Genomic DNA, 19,390 nt, shown 5'->3' with positions numbered 1-19,390 from the left:
GTCCGCGCGGTGTGCGCTGTAAGAATCCCTGCTGAATAAGATAGGGTTCCAGTACATCCTCGATGGTGTCCTTTTCTTCGCCTATCGCTGCTGCGAGGTTATCGAGCCCCACCGGTCCACCTAGAAACTTTTCCATAATCGCCAACAACAGCTTTCTATCCATGTAATCAAAGCCCGCTTGGTCGACATCCACCATGGTCAGTGCGGCACTGGCAACATCTTGGTTGACCTTACCGTCGGCTTTGACTTCGGCGTAGTCGCGTACCCGGCGTAACAAGCGGTTGGCAATACGAGGCGTGCCGCGTGAGCGACGGGCGATTTCTTGTGCGCCGCCGACATCCATATTGACGTTCATATAGTGCGCTGAGCGCTTGATGATTTCGGTGAGCTCTTCAACTTGGTAAAACTCCAAGCGCTGCACGATGCCAAAACGATCGCGTAGCGGCGATGTCAGCGCTCCCGCCCGAGTCGTTGCCCCGATGAGTGTGAACGGCGGCAAATCAAGCTTAATAGAACGAGCGGCGGGCCCTTCGCCAATCATAATATCGAGCTGATAGTCTTCCATGGCCGGATAAAGGATCTCTTCGACCACCGGACTCAATCGATGGATCTCATCGATAAACAACACATCATGGGCGTCGAGATTGGTCAGCAACGCGGCGAGATCACCGGCTTTCTCGAGCACCGGTCCCGAGGTGGTTTTGATGTTCACATCCAACTCGTTTGCGACGATATTTGCCAACGTGGTTTTACCCAAACCTGGAGGACCAAAAATCAACAAATGGTCCAGCGCCTCTTCGCGCTTGCGCGCCGCCTCGATAAAAATTTCCATTTGTTCGACGACGTGCTTTTGGCCCGTGTAATCGGCAAGCTTTTTCGGCCGAATGGCACGGTCAATGGCTTCATCATCGCCTTGCACATCGGCTTCTATAATGCGGTGACTGGGGATGTGATCTGCTTCAATCATAACCTGTTCCAAAGGGCCTTTGGCCTATTAAGATAACTGTTTCAACGCACTACGAATAAGCGTTTCGCTGCTTTCGCCTTGCTGATATACCGCTTTTAATGCTTTTTCGGCTTGTACCGGTTTATAACCGAGCGCCAATAATGCACTTAACGCATCGTTGCGCGCATCGGCTGGGTGCACCAACGCATCACCGCTGACATTATCGAGCGGTGCGGCATCGGTCGCTGGCGTGCTCGAGCCTTGCCAATCTTTTAAGCGATCACGCATTTCAATAACGAGGCGCTCGGCTGTCTTTTTACCCACGCCGGGCAGTTTGACCAAACGACTGACATCATTCTGATTCACCGCCCAGACAAACTCGTCGGCGTTCATGCCGGATAATATCGCTAGCGCCAATTTCGGTCCCACACCCTGGGTTTTTATTAAAAGTCTAAACAAGCTCCGTTCCGCAAGCGAATTAAAGCCATAGAGCAATTGAGCATCTTCGCGTACTACAAAATGAGTCACCAAAGTGACGGGCTCGCCCGTGGCGGGTAATTGATAAAAACACGTCATTGGCAATTGGATCTCATAGCCGACCCCTTGCACATCCACTAACACCTCGGGGGGTTGCTTGCTGACTAGTGTGCCACGAATTTGTCCGATCACAGAATGTCCTCTTTATTATTCTACTGTATGCCGGTGTTAACGGCGTAAACGCCCACGCACGATTTTACGTGCTGCACCTGACATTTTTATTAAACTTTGTGCGCTGTGCGCATGGCACAAAGCGACGGCTAAGGCGTCCGCGGCGTCTGCTTGCGGCGATTTGCTCAAGTTCAGTAACGCCATGACCATGTGCTGCACTTGTGTTTTATCAGCACCGCCATTACCCACCACCGCCTGTTTTATTTGTCGAGCGCTGTATTCTGCGACGGGCAAGTCGGCACAGGCAGCGGCTACAATAGCAGCACCGCGCGCTTGCCCTAACTTTAACGCAGAATCTGGGTTACGTGCCATGAATACTTGTTCGATAGCAAATTCATCGGGTTGGTACTGCGTAATCAGCTCGACCACACTGTTGTGGATCCGCTTGAGCTTCTCAGCAAGGCTGAGCGGTTGTGCGGTGGTACCCGTGACGCGAATGCAGCCACTGGCAATATACGATAAGTGTCGACCTTGTTGCTGGATGATGCCGAAGCCCGTTAAGCGTGAGCCTGGATCGATACCGAGGATCACGCTCATCGGAGGTTACTCATCCAAGCTTGCCAACACGTCATCCGAAATATCGGCGTTATGATAAGCGTTTTGCACATCGTCTAAATCCTCGAGTGCGTCGAGCAGTTTGAGGAAAGTGCGCGCGCCATCTTCATCTAAATCCACTTTGGTATCCGGTACCATGGTGACTTCGGCATTGGTTGCCTCAGCACCGGTGGCATCTAACGCGTCCTTTACTGCGCCAAACACCTCTGGGCTCGTGAATACATCAATGTGACCGTCACCATGATTCAGTACATCATCGGCACCCGCTTCAATCGCCGGTTCAAGAATGGTTTCTTCGCTGGTCTCGCTACCGTAACTGATGACGCCGCGCTTATTAAATAAGTAAGCGACCGAGCCATCGGTACCTAAATTACCGTTAAATTTATTAAACGCGTGACGCACTTCCGACACCGTGCGATTGCGGTTATCGGTCATGCATTCAAGTAAAATGGCGACGCCACTAGGACCGTAGCCTTCGTAGGTCAACTCCTCGACATTTTCACCTTCGAGCTCACCCGAGCCGCGCTTGACAGCGGTATCGATGGTATCGCGCTTCATATTGTTAGAAAGCGCTTTATCAATCGCCGCGCGTAAGCGCGGGTTCGTCTCGGGATCACCGCCGCCCTGACGTGCAGAGACGGTGATTTCTCGAATAAGTTTGGTAAAAATCTTGCCGCGCTTTGCATCTTGCGCGGCTTTACGATGTTTAATGTTGGCCCATTTGGAATGACCTGCCATGTCTCACTCCATTGTGTTGCTATTCGTCTTTGTCTTCCACCGTACTCTTAACACCCAATTCTTGCAATGCATCGGGGTTCGCTAGCCCAGGTGCATCGGTCAATACACAGGCTGCGGTGGTGGTTTTCGGGAACGCGATCACATCACGGATCGAGCTTGCACCGACCATTAACATGACTAAACGGTCTAAGCCAAAGGCTAAACCGGCGTGTGGTGGTGTACCGTACTTGAGCGCCTCGAGTAAGAAACCGAATTTTTCTTTGGCTTCCTCTGCGCCAATGCCGAGTACCTCGAACGCAGCTTGTTGCATGGCGTTATCGTGAATACGAACTGAGCCGCCGCCCACTTCAACGCCGTTCAGTACCATGTCATAGGCATTGGACAGTGCTTGCGCAGGGTTTGCTTTAAGCTCTTCGGGCGTGACGTTAACCGGCGCGGTAAACGGATGGTGCATGGCTGCTAAGCGACCATCGTCGTCTTCTTCGAACATCGGGAAGTCAACGACCCACAGCGGACGCCATTCATCGCTAACCAATTCAAAGGTTTCACCTAACTTAAGACGTAACGCGCCCATCGCTTCGGCAACCACGTTGGCTTTGTCTGAACCAAAGAACAGAATATCGCCTGTTGCCGCTTCGGTACGCTCAAGAATCGCGTTAAGCGCTTCATCTGGCAAGAATTTAAGGATCGGTGACTGCAAGCCCTCACGGCCTTGACTGAGGTCGTTCACTTTAATCCACGCCAAGCCTTTAGCGCCGTAAATACCGACAAATTGCGTGTACTCGTCGATCATTTTGCGCGAGACGTTATCTGCCTGACCCGGCAAGCGGATCACGGCTACGCGACCTTTTTCGTCGTTTGCGGGGCCGGAGAAGACTTTAAACTCAACGTCTTTCAGTAAATCCGCCACATCGACCAGTTCGAGCGGGTTACGCAAGTCGGGCTTATCCGAACCAAAACGACGCATGGCTTCGTGCCAAGTCATGGTTGGGAACTTGCCTAAGTCGATATCGAGCAACTGTTGGAACAACTGACGCGTCATGGTTTCGGTGACTTCCATCACCTGCTCTGCACTCATGAACGAGGTTTCGATATCAATCTGAGTGAATTCAGGCTGACGGTCGGCACGTAAGTCTTCATCACGGAAGCACTTGACGATTTGATAATAACGGTCAAAGCCCGACATCATCAGTAATTGTTTAAATAACTGTGGGCTCTGCGGCAATGCAAAGAAGCGCCCTTTATGGGTGCGGCTTGGCACTAAGTAGTCGCGCGCGCCTTCGGGCGTAGCACGGGTCAACATCGGTGTTTCGATGTCCAAAAAGCCATTGTCATCTAAGAAACGACGGACCGCACTCGCCACCTTGGCACGGAATTGCAAGTTCTCATTCATTTGCGGACGGCGCAAATCGAGGTAGCGATAACGCAAACGAGCTTCTTCGCTCACTTGCGAGTTAAAATCGATAGGGAGTGGTTCAGAGCGACTCAAGATAGTCAGCTCTTTGGCTAAGATCTCAACTTCGCCGGTTTTCATGTTGGCGTTGACTTGACTATCTGGACGACGGTTTACTTTACCGCGGATTTGTACGCAGAACTCTTGGCGCAGGCGGTTTGCCTGCTCGAACAACGCGTTTTCGTCGGGGTCAAAGACCACTTGAACCAAGCCTTCGCGGTCACGCAGATCGATAAAGATCAAACCACCTAAATCGCGACGTTTGTTGACCCAACCACATAAAGTGACTTCTTGTTCGGCTAGTTCGGCAGTTACCTGCCCACAGTAATGCGTTCGCATGCGCCCTTCACACCTTTTATTCTGCTGAATGATTTAAAGCGCATATTATAGCGAACTGGGCGCTAATGTCATCCGAGTTAAGGTGCCGCTAAGCGCACATCGTTTTTACCGGCATCTTTCGCCGCATACATGGCTTTATCCGCGGCCCGCAATAAGGCATTTTCATCACTGCCGTGCTGTGGAAATAGACTCACACCGATACTGGTACTGACTTCGAGCATGTGTGTACCAATTTGATAAGGTCGCGCTATGTGTACCACCAATTTACGTGCCACCGCCAGAGCGGCACTGGTGGTCGGTGTGGTGGGTAAGAGTATGACGAATTCGTCACCGCCATAGCGACACACGGTATCCGAACGGCGTAACATACTTTGCATGCGTTGCGACGCGTGAATGAGTAATTCATCGCCGACTTCGTGTCCGTATTTATCGTTGATTTGTTTAAAGCCATCTAAGTCTAAAAACATGATCGCGAAGGCTTTATTTGAACGTTCTGCCTGTAACATCGCTTGTTCGAGACGGTCCGACAGTAGTTTTCGGTTAGGCAAGCCGGTCAACTCATCATGGGTGGCGACATAGCGGATACGTTTCTCGGCATCCTTACGTAATTTGACTTCGCGGCGTAAACGACTGTTTCTGAAGGCGATAAACAAAAAGACTAACACGACACCCGAACCGACCTTCAACGCGACTTGAATCAGTTCTTCATCGCTCCAGCCGGTCTGCAACTCATAACCATACCATTTATTGCGTAACTGGTTTTGCTGACTCTGCGTGATATTATCGATGCCTCGATTAAGCGTTACCACTAACGGTTGCCAATCACTCCGAACACCAAAAAACAGATCTTGGCCTGGCGCATCATCTAACACCTCGAGATTGGCATGAGTGATAGGGTGATTTTGTAGTTCGTACACTAAAATAGGCAGGCTATCGACATAGACATTAATTTGGTTTTCTTTGAGCGCTTTGGTGGCTTGCTCGATATTGTCATACTCAATCACTTCAGTTCCGCGCTGATTACGAAGCAGCGATACAACACTGTAATCTTGGATAATCCCTAAGCGTTGGCCTCGCAAATCACCCACGTTGACACTGCCACGCGCGTTTAAGGTCTCTTTGTTGCGGTACAACACCGCCCACGGCATGGACCAGTAGCGTTGTGTAAAACTGGTGTAGCGCGAGCGGTCTTCGGAGTACGACATACTCGGTAAAATATCGATCTCACGTTGCTCGAGTGCTTTGAGGCAACGACTCCAAGAGCCGCAGTCTTGCCATTTAATGGTGAGCGGTAACTTTTGTGTGATGAGGCGCAACATATCGGCATCAAAACCAATGCCGTCACCGCTCTCGATGCCTATCAGTGGCATCAGGTTAGTCGGCACCCCCACTCTAACCGTGTTGTGCTGTGCTAACCACTCATCCGTATCCAGTGTCGCCGCATGCACTAACGATAACCAAAAGCAGGCGATGGTCGACAACCAGAATTTAACGTTTTTCATTGATTTAGATGCTTCCCTGCTCACGAGTTGCTAAAAGGCATTTTTTCTCGCCTATGTTTTGGTTAACCCTATGCGATATGCTTTTATTCGCGTTTAAATCTGTGCCTTACGGCGAATTAACGTTAAACTAGCATCATGTTTTAAACTGCAATGATAGTTATTGATCATGAGTCAACAAGACACCATTTATTCTAAAGCGTTACCGAGCGTTGGCGACTTCCGTTTTGATGAACACGTGGTAGAAGTTTTCCCAGATATGATAAACCGCTCAGTTCCGGGCTACGCTACGATCATACAAACATTACCACAACTAGCCGAACGTTATAGTCAAGATAATACAAATGTGTACGATCTGGGCTGCTCGCTCGGCGCCGCGACACTCGCCTTACGCAAAGGCTGCGAGAAACATCAGGGTAATCACATTATTGCGGTGGATAATTCGCAACCGATGATCGACCGCGCACAGCTTCACCTTAACGGCTTCAAGAGTGACATTGCCGTTGAGTTTAATTGCCAAGACGTGCAACAAACGCCTATCGATAACGCTTCTATTGTTGTACTTAATTTTACACTCCAATTTGTGCCAAAAGAAGACAGAAATGCGCTCATCGATAAAATTTACTCAGGATTAAACCCAGGTGGTGTTTTATTAATCGCCGAGAAGGTGGCGCACCCTGATGCACACATCCACGATACGCTAGTCGATCTGCATCATGATTTTAAACGCGCTAACGGCTACAGTGAACTCGAGATTAGCCAAAAACGTGCCGCTATCGAAAATGTCATGAAAATTGACACCCTCGATACACATTTCGCGCGTTTCAAACAAGCTGGCTTCGCTCATGCAGGGGTATGGCTGCAGTGTTTTAATTTTGCCGCCATGCTTGCGGTAAAAGGAGAATAGCGCATGGATATGTTTGCTTACGACCTCAGCGCACTTGCACAAAGTCCTCATCGCCAGTGGCTTACCACTTTACCCCAGCAACTCAGTGACTTTTTGCAGTCGCCCCATGGCGAGTTTAAAAAGTGGCAACGGGTGCTTAAACAACTGCCTTCGTTGGCGACTGATCATGTTTCGCTGGGTGACACCGTGCAAGTGGGCTTGCCCGAGCAAGCCAGCGACTCCGATAGAGCCCGTATGAACGGTCTACTGAAGCAATTACAGCCTTGGCGTAAGGGACCTTTCGATTTATTTGGATTGTCGATTGACACCGAATGGCGCTCAGATTGGAAGTGGCAGCGCGTACAACCGCATTTAAATAATTTAAAAGGTCATCAGGTTTTAGACGTTGGTTGTGGCAGTGGCTATCACCTATGGCGAATGTTAGAGGCAGGCGCAGCAGAGGTTTGGGGGATTGACCCAGGCGAACTATTTATGACTCAATTTCAAGCCATTAAGCAAATGATGCCGAGCGCTATTGCCGAGCGCGCGCACTTCTTTCCGGTCGGAATCGAGCATATGCCCTCACTTCAAAGTTTTAATACGGTTTTTAGCATGGGAGTATTGTATCATCGCCGTTCACCACTTGAGTTTTTACAACAACTTAAAAACTTATTAAAACCAGGTGGACAGTTGATATTGGAGACAATCGTCGTTGAGGGTGACGAACAGACCGTGATGATGCCCGGTGAACGTTATGCCCAAATGCGTAATGTTTGGTTTTTACCCAGCGCCAAAGCGCTGTGTGTTTGGCTCGAACGATTAGGTTTTAAACAGACTGAAATTGTTGATCATAACCCCACCTCTCTTGACGAACAGCGATCAACTGAATGGATGACCGGTGAATCTTTGAAAGATTTTCTTGATCCAAAAGACCCAGAAAAGACTATTGAGGGGTATAAAGCACCCATCCGTGCGATTGTTAAAGCGACAATTTAATCGTCAGACAAGAGGTTAGACAATTATCCTATGCCACACTACAGAGCTAAGTCCACTTTGGAACAATGGCGCATTTTACAGGCGGTTGTAGACTGTGGTGGTTACGCACATGCAGCAGAGAAACTTAACAAAAGCCAATCTTCATTAAACCATGCGGTTTCTAAGCTTCAGCAGGTGTTAGGCGTCCAGCTTTTAGAAATAAAGGGACGTAAGGCCGAATTAACGCATGTCGGTGAGGTCATGCTGCGACGCTCGCGACAACTGACTCAAACCGTGTATGAGCTGGAGCAGCTCGCTTGCAACATGGAGCAAGGCTGGGAGCCAGAAATCAAACTCGCACTCGAAATGGTATTTGACCGCGATGACCTGATCCCGGCATTAAAAGACTTTCAAGAACATGGCCGGGGTTCGCGTCTCACCATTGAAGATACGGTCCTGACCGGAACGCTCGAGCATATTCGTAATGAATCCGCCGATTTAGTCGTGACGCATCAACTTCCGAAAGGCTTTTTGGGTGAGCCTATTCACGACTATTATATGGATTTGGTTTGCCATCCTTCACACCCGCTTGCGCAACAAGATTCCCCTATTTCTCAAGATGAACTCGCTCAACATTTGCAAATCGTGATCCGCGACACGGCCACGCAACCTGCCGAAGAAGGCGGTTGGTTAAAAGCTGAGCAACGTTGGACGGTCAGTCATTTTGACGAAGCATTGCGCTTAGTGCGCTCGGGTTTAGGTTTTTGCTGGTTGCCGCCCTATATTGCGCAACGCGCTATGCAGAAAGGTTCGTTACGTAAGCTTGAACTCAAAGGCAGTACGTGCCGCAAAGGCTCACTTTACTTAGTGTTACCCAAAGGAGAGAAAACAGGCCCCTGTTCGCGTTTACTCGCTGACCTGATCCTGCGACACACCCCAAAGCGCCAAACGGATGATATGGAAGCCAGCGCTGGCTAGCGCTGGCCTCAAGCTTTACGTTTGCTTAACGAGCTGACTCGTTACGCTTGCAATTGCTTGATGTACTTTTTCATATCATCCGCTAATGCAGGATGACGCATTGCGTGCTCGATGAACGCCTGCGCATAACCCAATTTATTGCCGCAATCGTGGCTTTTACCTTTCATGTAGTAGGCGTTGACTGGGGATTGTTCGAGTAACATCGCCATCGCATCGGTCAGTTGGATTTCGTTGCCTGCGCCAATGGGCGTCTTAGCAAGCAGCGGCCATAAGGTTTCCGGGAACACATAGCGTCCTACCACGGCAAGATCCGAGGGTGCCTTGCTCACTTCGGGTTTTTCTACCAATTGTTTAATAGGCGCTTGCTCGCCCTCGGCGAGATCAACGCCGTTGATATCAGCAATACCATAGCTACTGACTTGCTCATGGGGAACCTTCTCGACCATTACCTGTGCCGCGCCGGTTTCCTTAAAGTTGCGCACCATCTCAGCCATATTATCTTGACGTAAATCACAGCTCGCCGAATCGACGAGTACATCAGGCAGGACCACTGCAAAGGGCTCATCGCCGACCAACGGACGCGCGCACAGCACCGCATGACCTAGGCCTTTCGCCTCGCCTTGACGCACGTGCATGATGGTGGTGCCTTTAGGACAAATGGCTTGTACTTCTTCAAGCAACTGACGTTTTACCCGGCGCTCTAACGTGGTTTCGAGCTCGAAACTGGTGTCAAAGTGGTTCTCGATGGAGTTCTTACTGGAGTGGGTTACCAAAATTACATCGGTTAAACCCGCTGCGGAGCATTCTTCAACAATGTATTGAATTAATGGACGATCAACCAACGGCAACATCTCTTTTGGGATTGCCTTGGTCGCCGGTAGCATTCGTGTGCCAAGCCCAGCCACTGGGATAACAACTTTTTTTACCCGTTTCGTGCTCATGAATTCTTCCTTTTTTCGAACATTTTTTTATTGGGGCACGTTTATACCTTGCCGAACTGTTATAATGCAAATCCAATTTATTTGCTAACAACGGTCTAGGTAGGGTGCCATGGGATTTTATTTAACCTCACGACAGGTTCCGCAACTCAAATCATATCCGTTTACAGAACGCGCGCTTATTTTAACAATGGCGCAACAAGCGATGCCGGTCCCTCGTCGTATGATATGTAACCTAGCTAAATTAGTACCTATTTGCATTATCTTTTTTGCCATTGTCGATCTACCGGGCTGGTGGAAAGCGCTTGGTCTACTCGCCGCGGGTATTGGCTATCCTTTATTTACTCAACCTATCACCCTCAATATGTCACTACCTTATATGGATAAGGCAGTGCGTCAGTTCGAAGCGCAACGCGTGGATCATTCAGACGATGAGGATGAGGACGACTGACGCTCAATACTTAAAATCGCCTCGGGCAACTGGCAATGGACGCGCTTGAGCTTGGTTTGAATATAGTTGTGGAAACTTGCATGACGCCAAATACCCAACGCTAAATCGGGTTTTGCTTGGGGTTGCATACGCAGCCGATCACCAACTTGGGTCCAACGAAATGCGTGCTGCTCGGTGTCGAGCACAGCAAAAACACCATCAAATGCCGTACGTACGCGTGAATGGCACAACTCAAAGTTAATGTGTTGCACTAAGCTGCGCGGATCCAAAATGGTATCGTCACTGCCCGCTAAGTGTTGACGAATCAAAGGAGCAATCAGCGTTTTAAGTACCAGTAACGGGATTAAGTTCTGCTCGGTTTGACTGTGCGCCGTTGCCATGACAATGAGCACGCGCCCCTCTGTTAAGGGTCGATAATCGATCCAAATATTCGCTTCTGCGCCCGCCGCTACTTGGCTTTCGATGTGATAGTCACCGACGTTTAAGGGTTGCTTGGCAAGGAGATCGTTGGCTAAGCGTGCGACGATATGGTCGTCTTGATAGAGTTGGTTAATGTGGCTATCGAGTTCCCAGATATCGCTCACATAAGTTTCTTCGAGGCGATGCCGCTGTAGGCAATGTTCGATCGCCTGCGTAATGGTATCTAGCCTGTCGATAGGCTTGACCAAGTAATCCCACGCACCTAATCGCACCGCTTCACGAATATCACCCATGTCGTCGCTGGCAGAGATAACAATCACCGGCAAATGAGGCGCAAGGCTGAGTAGCCGCTCAATAACCTCTAGGCCATTAATATCCGGTAACATGAGATCACACAGAACGATATCCGGCGTATTTTGCTGACACCAGGATACGCCTTGCTCACCATATTCTACGCAGTGTACTGCATAATTTTGCTGGATGAGAAACTGCTCAACCACTGATTGAAACACACGATCATCTTCAATCAGTAAGACATGTTTTTGACTCATTCAGGTATACCTATCCTCGGACGATTCATTTAAGCATCGTCCAAGGAGGGGGTTGCGTCAATACGAGGTTTTCGATAGATAGCGAGAAGCTAGGGTTGCTCAGTGAACTCGGCCTCGTCTGCTTCGACGTCTGGCGGCGGATTACCGTCGTAAACTTCGTAGTTCCAGTTTTGGTAATAGGCTTCTTTTACAAACGTATAGGGGTCGAGCGAGTTCTCTAACACTTGCTCTTGGTCGCGTAATCGCAAACGTAACGACAAGCCTTTTACCGTATAACGCGGGATATCCCAGTCATCGCTGATCTCGGTATATGGAAAGTAGTTACTATCCACCCAATCAGTGCCTCGGTCGATAACCACCGTCGGACCTAACACGGGTAGCATGAGGAACGGACCATTTGGCACACCCCACACGGCAAGGGTTTGACCCAAGCTTTCTTCGCGTTTGGTTAATCCCATTTCGGTAGCGGGATCGAGTAACCCGAGCAGGCCGATCGTGCTGTTAAAGAAGAAGCGCCCTGCCGTGACACCGGCGTCGGTAAACTGGCCTTGCAGCAGATTATTGACGAATGACCAAGGCTCTTGCAGGTTCTCAAGCGCACGATAAAGTGAATTACGCACCGGTTCAGGCACATTTTCATACACTTCTGCGGCCGGCTTGATAACCGCTTTATCTAACTCACGGTTAAAGTCCCATACGGCACGGTTGGTATCCTCAAACGGGTCACGCGGGTCGGCGTACGGGTCGTCTGGTTGTGAGGAACATGCACCCAAAGCCAATGTACTGGCGAGCAAGGCCCACTTAGGTGCGGTTTTAAGCCAATTAGTCATTCGCTACTTCCGTTACTTTTTGATTAAGAGTCAGCGCTACTTCTACCGAACGCTGTGCATTTATAGTCATTGGCTCGGCAAAGAGATCACCGGCTTCACGGTCAATTTTATCGTCCTGCGATACCATCGCCTTCACTTGCCATTGATCTAACCCGCTCAGGCGATAATCGGGCAACATCGAGTCAGCATCGGTCAAGGTGACCGTCACCGGCCAATCATTAACGGCGAGACGTTTAACCGCCGCAGGCATGGGGGGTCCTTGCGTTGCCGTGACGTAAATAAATAAGGTGCCTTGTTGCGGTAATTGGTCACGCATTTGTTCGCCTAAGGAAACGGTGACCGTGACACTGCGATCGGCGGCTTGCAGTTTTTGCTGCGCGTCGGCGATCGCCTGCTGAACCGCATTGCTACGCTGAGACTCGTTATCGAGCAATGGCATTAGTTGCTGCCATGCCGCAATAGCTTGTTTCCAGTCGCCTCGCTCATAGGCGACAAAACCGGTCAATGACAATGCCTCGATGTGCGTCGGTTGCTGCTGTAATACGCGCGCCAACATACCGGCGGCTTTACGCAGACGTTCTTCGGTCGGCGATGACATTAAAAAGCGCGCGTAGCTAATTAAGGTGCCAGTTCGGTTCGGTGCCAACGCCAGCGACTTTTCAAACGCCTGTTGGGCTTGGTCAAATTGACGTAAATCTGACATGATCCCAGCGTATAACCACCACGCCATCGGGTCATCGGGTTTTGCGGCTAGCTTTTGACGCATGCCCAAGGCAAATGTCTGCATGGATTCAACATCGGCCTGTTGTTGCTCCTGCAACAAGCGTTGACCTAACTCGGGCAACTGCGCAAGCGCATCATCCGCTTGTTTTTGCAAAGACCAACTTCCAAACATCGCGTAAAAGCCAACCGCTATCGCTAAAATAATCGCGATAGGAATAAATGGATTGGCGCGTTTCCACGTGACTTCGCCTTCGATATCACGACTGTCACTAATGAAGGTTTTATCGAGCTCCAGCTTCGCCTCTTCGAACGTTTCTTGCGAGATACGTTGCTTGTTTTTATCTTGTTCTAGCTCGGCAAGACGTTGTTCGTACCAATCACGGTTTTCACTCTCGCGGTCAACACTTTGTCGACGCTGTCGAAGCCCCGCTAATAAAACAATGATAACTGCGATTATTAACAATACCGCCATCGCCAAATACAACTTAATCATGGTCTGGCTTCCTTAACTGTTCGAGTCGCTCTTGCTCTTCGGCCGAGAGCTCAAGCGGCTGCTTGCGTTTGCGAGACATTACCCACGCCACGCCAATGCCGATCGCGATAATCAGCAACGGTCCCCACCAGAGGATACTGGTGTACCAATTAAACGGCGGACGATAATGCACGAAATTGCCGTAACGAGCGACCATATAGTCAATGATTTCCTCTCGACTCTTACCTTCCATGATCATGGTGTAAGTGCGGTCGCGCATATCAGCTGAAAGCGGCGCGTTTGAATCGGCAATGTTTTGGTTTTGGCATTTAGGGCATCGGAGTTCTTGCGTGAGCGTTTGATACAACTGGCGCTGTGCTTCGGTCTCAAACTCATGCTCACGAATCGATGCTTGCGCGGTGGCATACAGGCTAAATAATGTCGCCACTAATGCTAACGCACCGATGACGCTGCTGGTTAAGGTTCGCATTATTGTTTCGCCTCCTGCACCATCTGCTGATAAATCGCTTTTAGCTGGTTCTCCCAGTTGCGAGGATTCACATCACCCACATGGCGATAGCGGACACGTCCGTCGGCATCGATAAAATAAGTTTCTGGTGCTCCATAGACGCCGAATTCGAAGGCGACCTTACCTTCTGGATCGTACAGGTTGACGATGTAAGGGTCGCCGAGAGTATTGAGCCAGTCCATTGCCTTACCGCGTGAGTCGTCTTTGTAGTTTAACCCGACAATAGGTATGCCCTGCGCTGCAAGTTCGTTAAGAAACTCATGCTCAGCGCGACAGGTGGGGCACCAAGTCGCCCAAACGTTAAACAGTAAGGGTCCCTTTTTGAGTACCTGTTCACTGTGTTGCGTGGTGGGATCAAACAAATCCTCGGCACTGAACTCGGGCACCGGTTTATTAATCAACACCGACTCAAGATGCGTGGGATCTTTACCGAGCCCCTTAAGCAGAAATACCACCAAAACAATAAACAGAATCAACGGCACAAACAGCACGATCCACTTTTTACTTGCGCTATGCGTCTCTTGTGTACTCATGCCTGAACTCCCTGCTTACGCTTGCGATATCGCTTATCGGCCATTGCGATAAGCCCCCCCGCTGCCATAATTAACGCGCCTAACCAGATCCACCGCACGAAGGGCTTGGTGTAAAAACGCACCGCCCACTTGGTTTGGTTTCCTTGACCTTGTTCTAACGGCTCGCCCATTGCGACATAGAGATCACGCAGCAGGCCCGAATCGAGGCCGACTTCGGTCATACTCATGCGTTGCACGCGATAAAAGCGTTTTTCACTCACTACCTGTGTGACCCGCTCACCGTCTTCGCTCACGGTAAACACACCGTGATCGGAATCGTAGTTGGGGCCTTCTCTGTGTTTTAAATGCTCAAAGGTCAGGTCATACTCACCGACATTCACGGTTTGTCCTGGCTCAATCGAAATATCGCGCTCGGTTTCATAGTGTGACACCAGCGCCACACCCACCAGTGTGACCGCAAAGCCAATATGACCTAGCACCATGCCCCACTGGCTGGCGGGAATCCGACGCAAGGCACTGACATCGCCACCCCGTTGTTGCACACTTTGCAGTACGTCGGTGACGGTTGCTAAAGCGACCCATAGCGCGAGGAACAAACCCAGCACCGCCCAAAGATGCATCTGATTTGCCCAAATTTTGGGGAGCACGACGGCTAATAGCGCCGCCAGCGCTAAACACAGCAACAATGGCTTTAATAGCGGCGCTAAGGGTTGTCGACGCCAGCGCATCCAGGGTCCGACGCCAAGCATCAATGCGAAAGGTACAATAAGGTAGCTATACAGTTCGTTAAAGAACGGTTCGCCAATTGAGATTGAGCCTAACCCGAGTTGCTTATAAACAAGCGGCAGCAAGGTACCTAACAGCACCACCACCATAGCCGCCATCAATAAGACATTATTGGCTAATAAGAATACTTCGCGCGAGGCGGCTTCATAGCGACTGTAACCTTGCATTTGCGAAGCGCGCCAGCCATAGAGTGCCAATGAGCCACCAATCACGATCGCCAACAACACCAGTATAAATAAGCCGCGCGTTGGATCGGAGGCAAAAGCATGCACCGATACCAAAACGCCCGATCGTACTAAGAAGGTGCCGAGCAGGCTTAAGCTGAATGCGGCTATCGCCAGTAATACGGTCCAGGATTTAAAGCTGCCGCGTTTTTCGGTTACGGCTAAGGAGTGGATCAGTGCCGTACCTACCAGCCATGGCATAAAGCTCGCGTTTTCAACGGGATCCCAGAACCACCAGCCACCCCAGCCGAGTTCGTAATACGCCCACCAACTACCCACGGCAATTCCCACCGTGAGGAACATCCACGCGGCGAGCGTCCAAGGGCGCGACCAACGCGCCCACGCCGCATCTAATTTGCCGGACATCAATGCCGCGATAGCAAAGGCGAACGCCACTGAGAAACCGACATAGCCCATATACAACAAGGGCGGATGAATAATCATGCCGGGGTCTTGCAACAATGGGTTGAGGTCATTGCCGTCGACCGGAATAATCGGCAAACTGCGGTCGAACGGGTTCGACACTGTCAGCATAAACAAATAAAAACCAATGCTGATAAGACCTAAAATACCCAACACGCGCGCGACCATGGGTAATGGCATTGACCGCGAGAATAAAGCAACGGCTGCAATCCAGCCCGCCTGCATCAGCATCCAAAGGAGGAAAGAGCCTTCATGCGAGCCCCACACTGCGGTGATGCGGTAAAACCATGGGAGTTGGGTATTGGAGTTTGCCGCAACATAGGCAATGCTAAAATCATTTTGTACGAAGGCAGTGACTAGCAAGGTGAACGCGATTGCAGTAAATACAAACTGCCCTATCGCCAGCGGTCGTGACAGGCTCATCATGCCGCCGTGACCACGTTGTGCACCTATCAGTGCATAGCCTGCCAACAAGGCGGAAAAAGCTAAAGCGATAGCAATACTTAGATGACCAAGCTCAGCAATCATGGGGTCTCCTTTTGCTCAGCTGGTTGATTCGGATTAACATGCTTAATGCCTTTCATTTTTTCGGCGAGGTCGGGCGGCATGTACTCTTCGTCATGCTTTGCCAATACTTCACTCGCCTGCAACGTGCGCGGTGCGATAAGCTCGCCCTGAGCAACGATACCTTGTCCCTCGCGGAATAAGTCCGGCAAAATACCTTGGTAAAGAATGGTCACTTCGGGCCCGGTATCGGTGACTTTAAAGCTCACCTCGAGTGTTTCTGGATCACGATTGACGGAGCCTTCTACGACCATACCGCCAATCCGCATACGTTGACCGACTTCGGGCGGTTGCTTGCCCGCCTCGACCTGTTCAAAGTCACTCGGTGTATAGAATAAATTGATACTGTGGCTCATGGCATACAGCATTAAACCTAAGGCTGTGCCAACACCAATAATTAGCACTACTACCCAAGTTAACCGTTTTTTACGACGCGGGTTCATACCTCTACTCCTCAGCACTCGCTTGTAGCGAACGACGCGCAAGACGCTGTTTACGACGTTGAACTTTTAAGCTTTCCTTCTGCAAACGTCGCCGCTGTACACTGGTTTCTAAGGCAACACCTGCAATCACTAAAAAAGTCAGAAAAAAAGACGACCACACATACAGTCCGTAGCCCCCCATGTGTACAAATTCGCTAAAACTAGAAAATGCCATTAGCGTTCCTCCTCGACGACTGCGCTGCTGTCTTGTGCGAGCTCTGCTTGTGCCCACGGACGATTGAGCTCGTGCTTAAGTAACTGATTTTTGTAACGCATCAGCACTAAGGTCGCGGTCAGTAACATAAAACCTAATAAACTAATAAGCAGCGGCCACAACATGCTTGTAGCGATCGACGGACGCTCTAATTTGGTAATCGTGGCACCTTGATGCAAGGTGTTCCACCACTCGACCGAGTAATGGATAATGGGCAGATTGACGACCCCGACAATCGCGAGAATCGAAGCGGCTTTTGCTCCTGTTCTGGCATCATCAAAAGCGGCATACAGCGCCATGACGCCGACATATAAAAACAGCAAAATAAGTTCGGATGTTAGTCGCGCATCCCACACCCACCAAGTGCCCCACATGGGTTTGCCCCATATTGCACCGGTGAACAACGCGATCGCTGTCATCGCCGCGCCGACAGGCGCGATGGCGGGTAACGCCCACTCAGCGGTTTTAATTTGCCATATCAGCGCTATCGCACCACAGATTGCCATACCAAAGTACGCACCCATGGAGAAAATAGCGGCGGGCACGTGGATATAAATAATGCGGTAGCTATCGCCCTGTTGGTAGTCCGACGGTGCAAAGGCAAGCCCCCAGACCATGCCCACGAGTAAACTGACGACCGTCAAACCGGCGAACCATGGGAGTAACTTATCGACTAGACGGTAAGTCGCTTCGGGTTTTGCATAAGGGTGTAACCAACGCCACATATTAATTCACACTCATTCTAACGCCCGCGGCGACAGCCAGCGGTGCTAATGTTACCGTTAATACGGATATGGCTGCCAAAATAGCCAACTGTCCGTGCACAGCCATGCCCATTCCTGCACTTTCGACTGCCGAGGTGGCAAAAATTAGTATGGGAATAAACAATGGCAATAAAATTAAACTGACTAAGGCACTCCCGCGCTGCAACGGCAACGTCAACGAAGCCCCTGTTGCCGCCAAGGCACTAAGTGCTGGCGTACCGAATAACAGCGATAGACTCAGTGCGCCATACGCTGAGCCTGGTAAATTCAACAGTAATGCCAGTAGCGGCGAGAGTATCACTAATGGCAATCCACTCAACAGCCAATGCGAAACCATTTTTGCGCTGACTGTAAAGGCAAGGGGTTGTGGCAACAAACACAGTTGTTCGAGCGAACCGTCGGCATAGTCATCTTTAAAAATGCGATCGACACCCAGCAGTGTGGCGAGTAAAGCCGCCACCCAGATGATCCCCGGTGCAATACGACTGAGTATATCGGGTCCGGGTCCAACCCCCAGCGGGAATAACGTGATCACCATCAACAAGAAAATGAGCGGATTAATCGCATCTGAGCGCCGACGCGCGGCGAGACGTAAATCTTTGCTGAGCACCGAACGCCACAACTGCAATGCGCTCATGACTGTGCTCCCATGGCATTGGCGTAGGTCTCACCCAGGTGCCGTTGCTTAGGATTTAAACTCGCCAGCGATAATGCTTGATGTGAGGTCATTACAATGCTGCCGCCTTGCCCTAAATGGGTCTGAAACCGCTGTTGTAGCATGGCGATCCCCTTTACATCGAGTGCGGTAAAGGGTTCGTCCAGTATCCATAAAGGGGCTTGGCTATGCCATAAGCGGGTGAGCGCAACACGACGCTGTTGCCCCGCAGAAAGCCGACCTGTGACTTCATCCTCGAGCCCCAGAAGGCCAATTGTCTCGAGCAGATCCCAATCACTGGAACTGTCTTGCTGTGCTGTTTTATCGCCACTCAAGCGGCGTTGCCAGTAGACGTTTTCTAAGGCGGTTAGCTCGGCTTTTACTGCGGGCTTATGACCGATAAACAGCAGTTGCTGATGATAGACACTACGGTCATACTGTATGGGTTGGTTGTTAAACTCGATACGACCGCTACTGCTTGGCATCAGTCCAGCCAGCATTCTGAGTAGCGTTGATTTGCCAGCACCGTTGGCGCCCGTGATTTGCCAAAGTTCGCCCGCGTGGACCTCGAAGGAAACGTGTTCAAACAGGGTACGCCCGCCGCGAACTGATGAAAGTTCGTGCGCTCGCAGTCGGGGCAGAGGTTCTGTTGTTTTATGCTTCATCAAGGCTACGATAGTGTCTGCAAATGATGTGAAAATTGGCTCGAGTTTACCACAATATTTGCCGAAAAAGCCACGTAAAACGGTCGCTT

General features: G+C 50.4%; 22 protein-coding genes. 4 read left to right on the top strand and 18 right to left on the bottom strand.

All coding sequences use genetic code 11. The annotated features are described in order from the left end of the window. The 6 genes from ruvB to OS145_RS04115 form a co-directional block, all read right to left on the bottom strand. The coding region (ruvB, locus tag OS145_RS04140; RefSeq protein ID WP_006954940.1) for a Holliday junction branch migration DNA helicase RuvB at positions 1-967 on the bottom strand (967 nt) is incomplete at its 3' end. 27 nt (positions 968-994) lie between these two features. Continuing rightward, the gene (ruvA, locus tag OS145_RS04135; RefSeq protein WP_006954939.1) at positions 995-1,615 is read right to left on the bottom strand and encodes a Holliday junction branch migration protein RuvA; all 621 of its coding nucleotides are present in this window, start codon (positions 1,613-1,615) and stop codon (positions 995-997) included. A gap of 36 nt (positions 1,616-1,651) precedes the next feature. Next, on the bottom strand, positions 1,652-2,191 hold the full coding sequence (gene ruvC / locus OS145_RS04130) for a crossover junction endodeoxyribonuclease RuvC (protein ID WP_006954938.1): 540 nt from the start codon (positions 2,189-2,191) through the stop codon (positions 1,652-1,654). 6 nt (positions 2,192-2,197) lie between these two features. Further along, the gene (locus OS145_RS04125) at positions 2,198-2,947 is read right to left on the bottom strand and encodes a YebC/PmpR family DNA-binding transcriptional regulator (protein ID WP_006954935.1); all 750 of its coding nucleotides are present in this window, start codon (positions 2,945-2,947) and stop codon (positions 2,198-2,200) included. Positions 2,948-2,966: 19 nt separating this feature from the next. Further along, positions 2,967-4,739 carry an aspartate--tRNA ligase gene (gene aspS / locus OS145_RS04120; RefSeq protein ID WP_006954932.1) on the bottom strand — a complete coding sequence of 591 codons (1,773 nt, stop codon included), beginning with the start codon at positions 4,737-4,739 and terminating at the stop codon, positions 2,967-2,969. Between the two features lie 77 nt (positions 4,740-4,816). Further along, on the bottom strand, positions 4,817-6,241 hold the full coding sequence (locus OS145_RS04115) for a diguanylate cyclase domain-containing protein (RefSeq protein ID WP_006954931.1): 1,425 nt from the start codon (positions 6,239-6,241) through the stop codon (positions 4,817-4,819). A 166-nt stretch (positions 6,242-6,407) separates the two neighbouring features. Here OS145_RS04115 and cmoA point away from each other — a divergent pair, with 166 nt between their 5' ends. Genes cmoA through OS145_RS04100 form a run of 3 tightly spaced genes read left to right on the top strand, consistent with a single transcriptional unit; the run spans position 6,408 to position 9,077 of the window. Next, positions 6,408-7,145 carry a carboxy-S-adenosyl-L-methionine synthase CmoA gene (gene cmoA, locus OS145_RS04110; RefSeq protein WP_006954929.1) on the top strand — a complete coding sequence of 246 codons (738 nt, stop codon included), beginning with the start codon at positions 6,408-6,410 and terminating at the stop codon, positions 7,143-7,145. Positions 7,146-7,148: 3 nt separating this feature from the next. Next, entirely contained in the window at positions 7,149-8,120 is a 972-nt protein-coding gene (gene cmoB, locus OS145_RS04105) for a tRNA 5-methoxyuridine(34)/uridine 5-oxyacetic acid(34) synthase CmoB (protein ID WP_006954927.1), read from the top strand. A 30-nt stretch (positions 8,121-8,150) separates the two neighbouring features. Continuing rightward, positions 8,151-9,077, top strand: coding sequence for a LysR family transcriptional regulator (locus tag OS145_RS04100; protein WP_006954925.1), 927 nt, complete (start codon positions 8,151-8,153; stop codon positions 9,075-9,077). A 41-nt stretch (positions 9,078-9,118) separates the two neighbouring features. On the opposite strand, the gene galU is transcribed toward OS145_RS04100, so the two are convergent. Next, entirely contained in the window at positions 9,119-10,018 is a 900-nt protein-coding gene (galU, locus tag OS145_RS04095; protein ID WP_006954924.1) for a UTP--glucose-1-phosphate uridylyltransferase GalU, read from the bottom strand. A gap of 109 nt (positions 10,019-10,127) precedes the next feature. Between galU and OS145_RS04090 the strand changes: the two genes are divergently transcribed. Continuing rightward, a complete protein-coding gene (locus OS145_RS04090; protein WP_006954922.1) occupies positions 10,128-10,466 on the top strand; it encodes a DUF6170 family protein in 339 nt (112 codons plus the stop codon). Here the strand turns inward: OS145_RS04090 and OS145_RS04085 are convergent. The 11 genes from OS145_RS04085 to ccmA form a co-directional block, all read right to left on the bottom strand. Beyond that, positions 10,436-11,437 (bottom strand): response regulator, encoded by a 1,002-nt coding sequence (locus tag OS145_RS04085; protein ID WP_006954921.1) that lies wholly within the window; start codon positions 11,435-11,437, stop codon positions 10,436-10,438. The two genes, OS145_RS04090 and OS145_RS04085, sit on opposite strands and share 31 nt — an antisense overlap. Positions 11,438-11,526: 89 nt before the next feature. Beyond that, positions 11,527-12,267 carry an MlaA family lipoprotein gene (locus OS145_RS04080; protein ID WP_006954919.1) on the bottom strand — a complete coding sequence of 247 codons (741 nt, stop codon included), beginning with the start codon at positions 12,265-12,267 and terminating at the stop codon, positions 11,527-11,529. Then, positions 12,260-13,483, bottom strand: coding sequence for a c-type cytochrome biogenesis protein CcmI (ccmI, locus tag OS145_RS04075; protein WP_006954917.1), 1,224 nt, complete (start codon positions 13,481-13,483; stop codon positions 12,260-12,262). The genes OS145_RS04080 and ccmI overlap by 8 nt, the downstream gene beginning before the upstream one ends. Further along, positions 13,476-13,952, bottom strand: a complete 477-nt coding sequence (locus tag OS145_RS04070) for a cytochrome c-type biogenesis protein (RefSeq protein WP_006954916.1) — start codon at positions 13,950-13,952, stop codon at positions 13,476-13,478. The genes ccmI and OS145_RS04070 overlap by 8 nt, the downstream gene beginning before the upstream one ends. Further along, entirely contained in the window at positions 13,952-14,524 is a 573-nt protein-coding gene (locus OS145_RS04065; RefSeq protein ID WP_006954915.1) for a DsbE family thiol:disulfide interchange protein, read from the bottom strand. Before OS145_RS04065 ends, OS145_RS04070 begins: the two co-directional genes overlap by 1 nt. Beyond that, positions 14,521-16,485 carry a heme lyase CcmF/NrfE family subunit gene (locus OS145_RS04060; protein ID WP_006954914.1) on the bottom strand — a complete coding sequence of 655 codons (1,965 nt, stop codon included), beginning with the start codon at positions 16,483-16,485 and terminating at the stop codon, positions 14,521-14,523. The genes OS145_RS04065 and OS145_RS04060 overlap by 4 nt, the downstream gene beginning before the upstream one ends. Then, a complete protein-coding gene (gene ccmE, locus OS145_RS04055) occupies positions 16,482-16,964 on the bottom strand; it encodes a cytochrome c maturation protein CcmE (RefSeq protein WP_006954913.1) in 483 nt (160 codons plus the stop codon). The genes OS145_RS04060 and ccmE overlap by 4 nt, the downstream gene beginning before the upstream one ends. 4 nt (positions 16,965-16,968) lie before the next feature. Further along, the gene (gene ccmD / locus OS145_RS04050; RefSeq protein ID WP_006954912.1) at positions 16,969-17,178 is read right to left on the bottom strand and encodes a heme exporter protein CcmD; all 210 of its coding nucleotides are present in this window, start codon (positions 17,176-17,178) and stop codon (positions 16,969-16,971) included. After that, on the bottom strand, positions 17,178-17,942 hold the full coding sequence (locus tag OS145_RS04045) for a heme ABC transporter permease (RefSeq protein WP_006954911.1): 765 nt from the start codon (positions 17,940-17,942) through the stop codon (positions 17,178-17,180). The genes ccmD and OS145_RS04045 overlap by 1 nt, the downstream gene beginning before the upstream one ends. Position 17,943: 1 nt before the next feature. Next, positions 17,944-18,618 (bottom strand): heme exporter protein CcmB, encoded by a 675-nt coding sequence (gene ccmB, locus OS145_RS04040; RefSeq protein ID WP_006954910.1) that lies wholly within the window; start codon positions 18,616-18,618, stop codon positions 17,944-17,946. Then, complete coding sequence (ccmA, locus tag OS145_RS04035; RefSeq protein ID WP_006954909.1) at positions 18,615-19,301, bottom strand: cytochrome c biogenesis heme-transporting ATPase CcmA; 687 nt, start codon at positions 19,299-19,301, stop codon at positions 18,615-18,617. Before ccmA ends, ccmB begins: the two co-directional genes overlap by 4 nt. Positions 19,302-19,390: the final 89 nt, after the last annotated feature.

Origin of the sequence: Idiomarina baltica OS145, from assembly GCF_000152885.1 — a bacterium.
Classification (GTDB): Bacteria; Pseudomonadota; Gammaproteobacteria; order Enterobacterales; family Alteromonadaceae; genus Idiomarina; species Idiomarina baltica.
The sequence above is the reverse complement of the archived record's forward strand: the minus strand, read 5'-3'. Positions and strand labels throughout refer to the sequence as shown.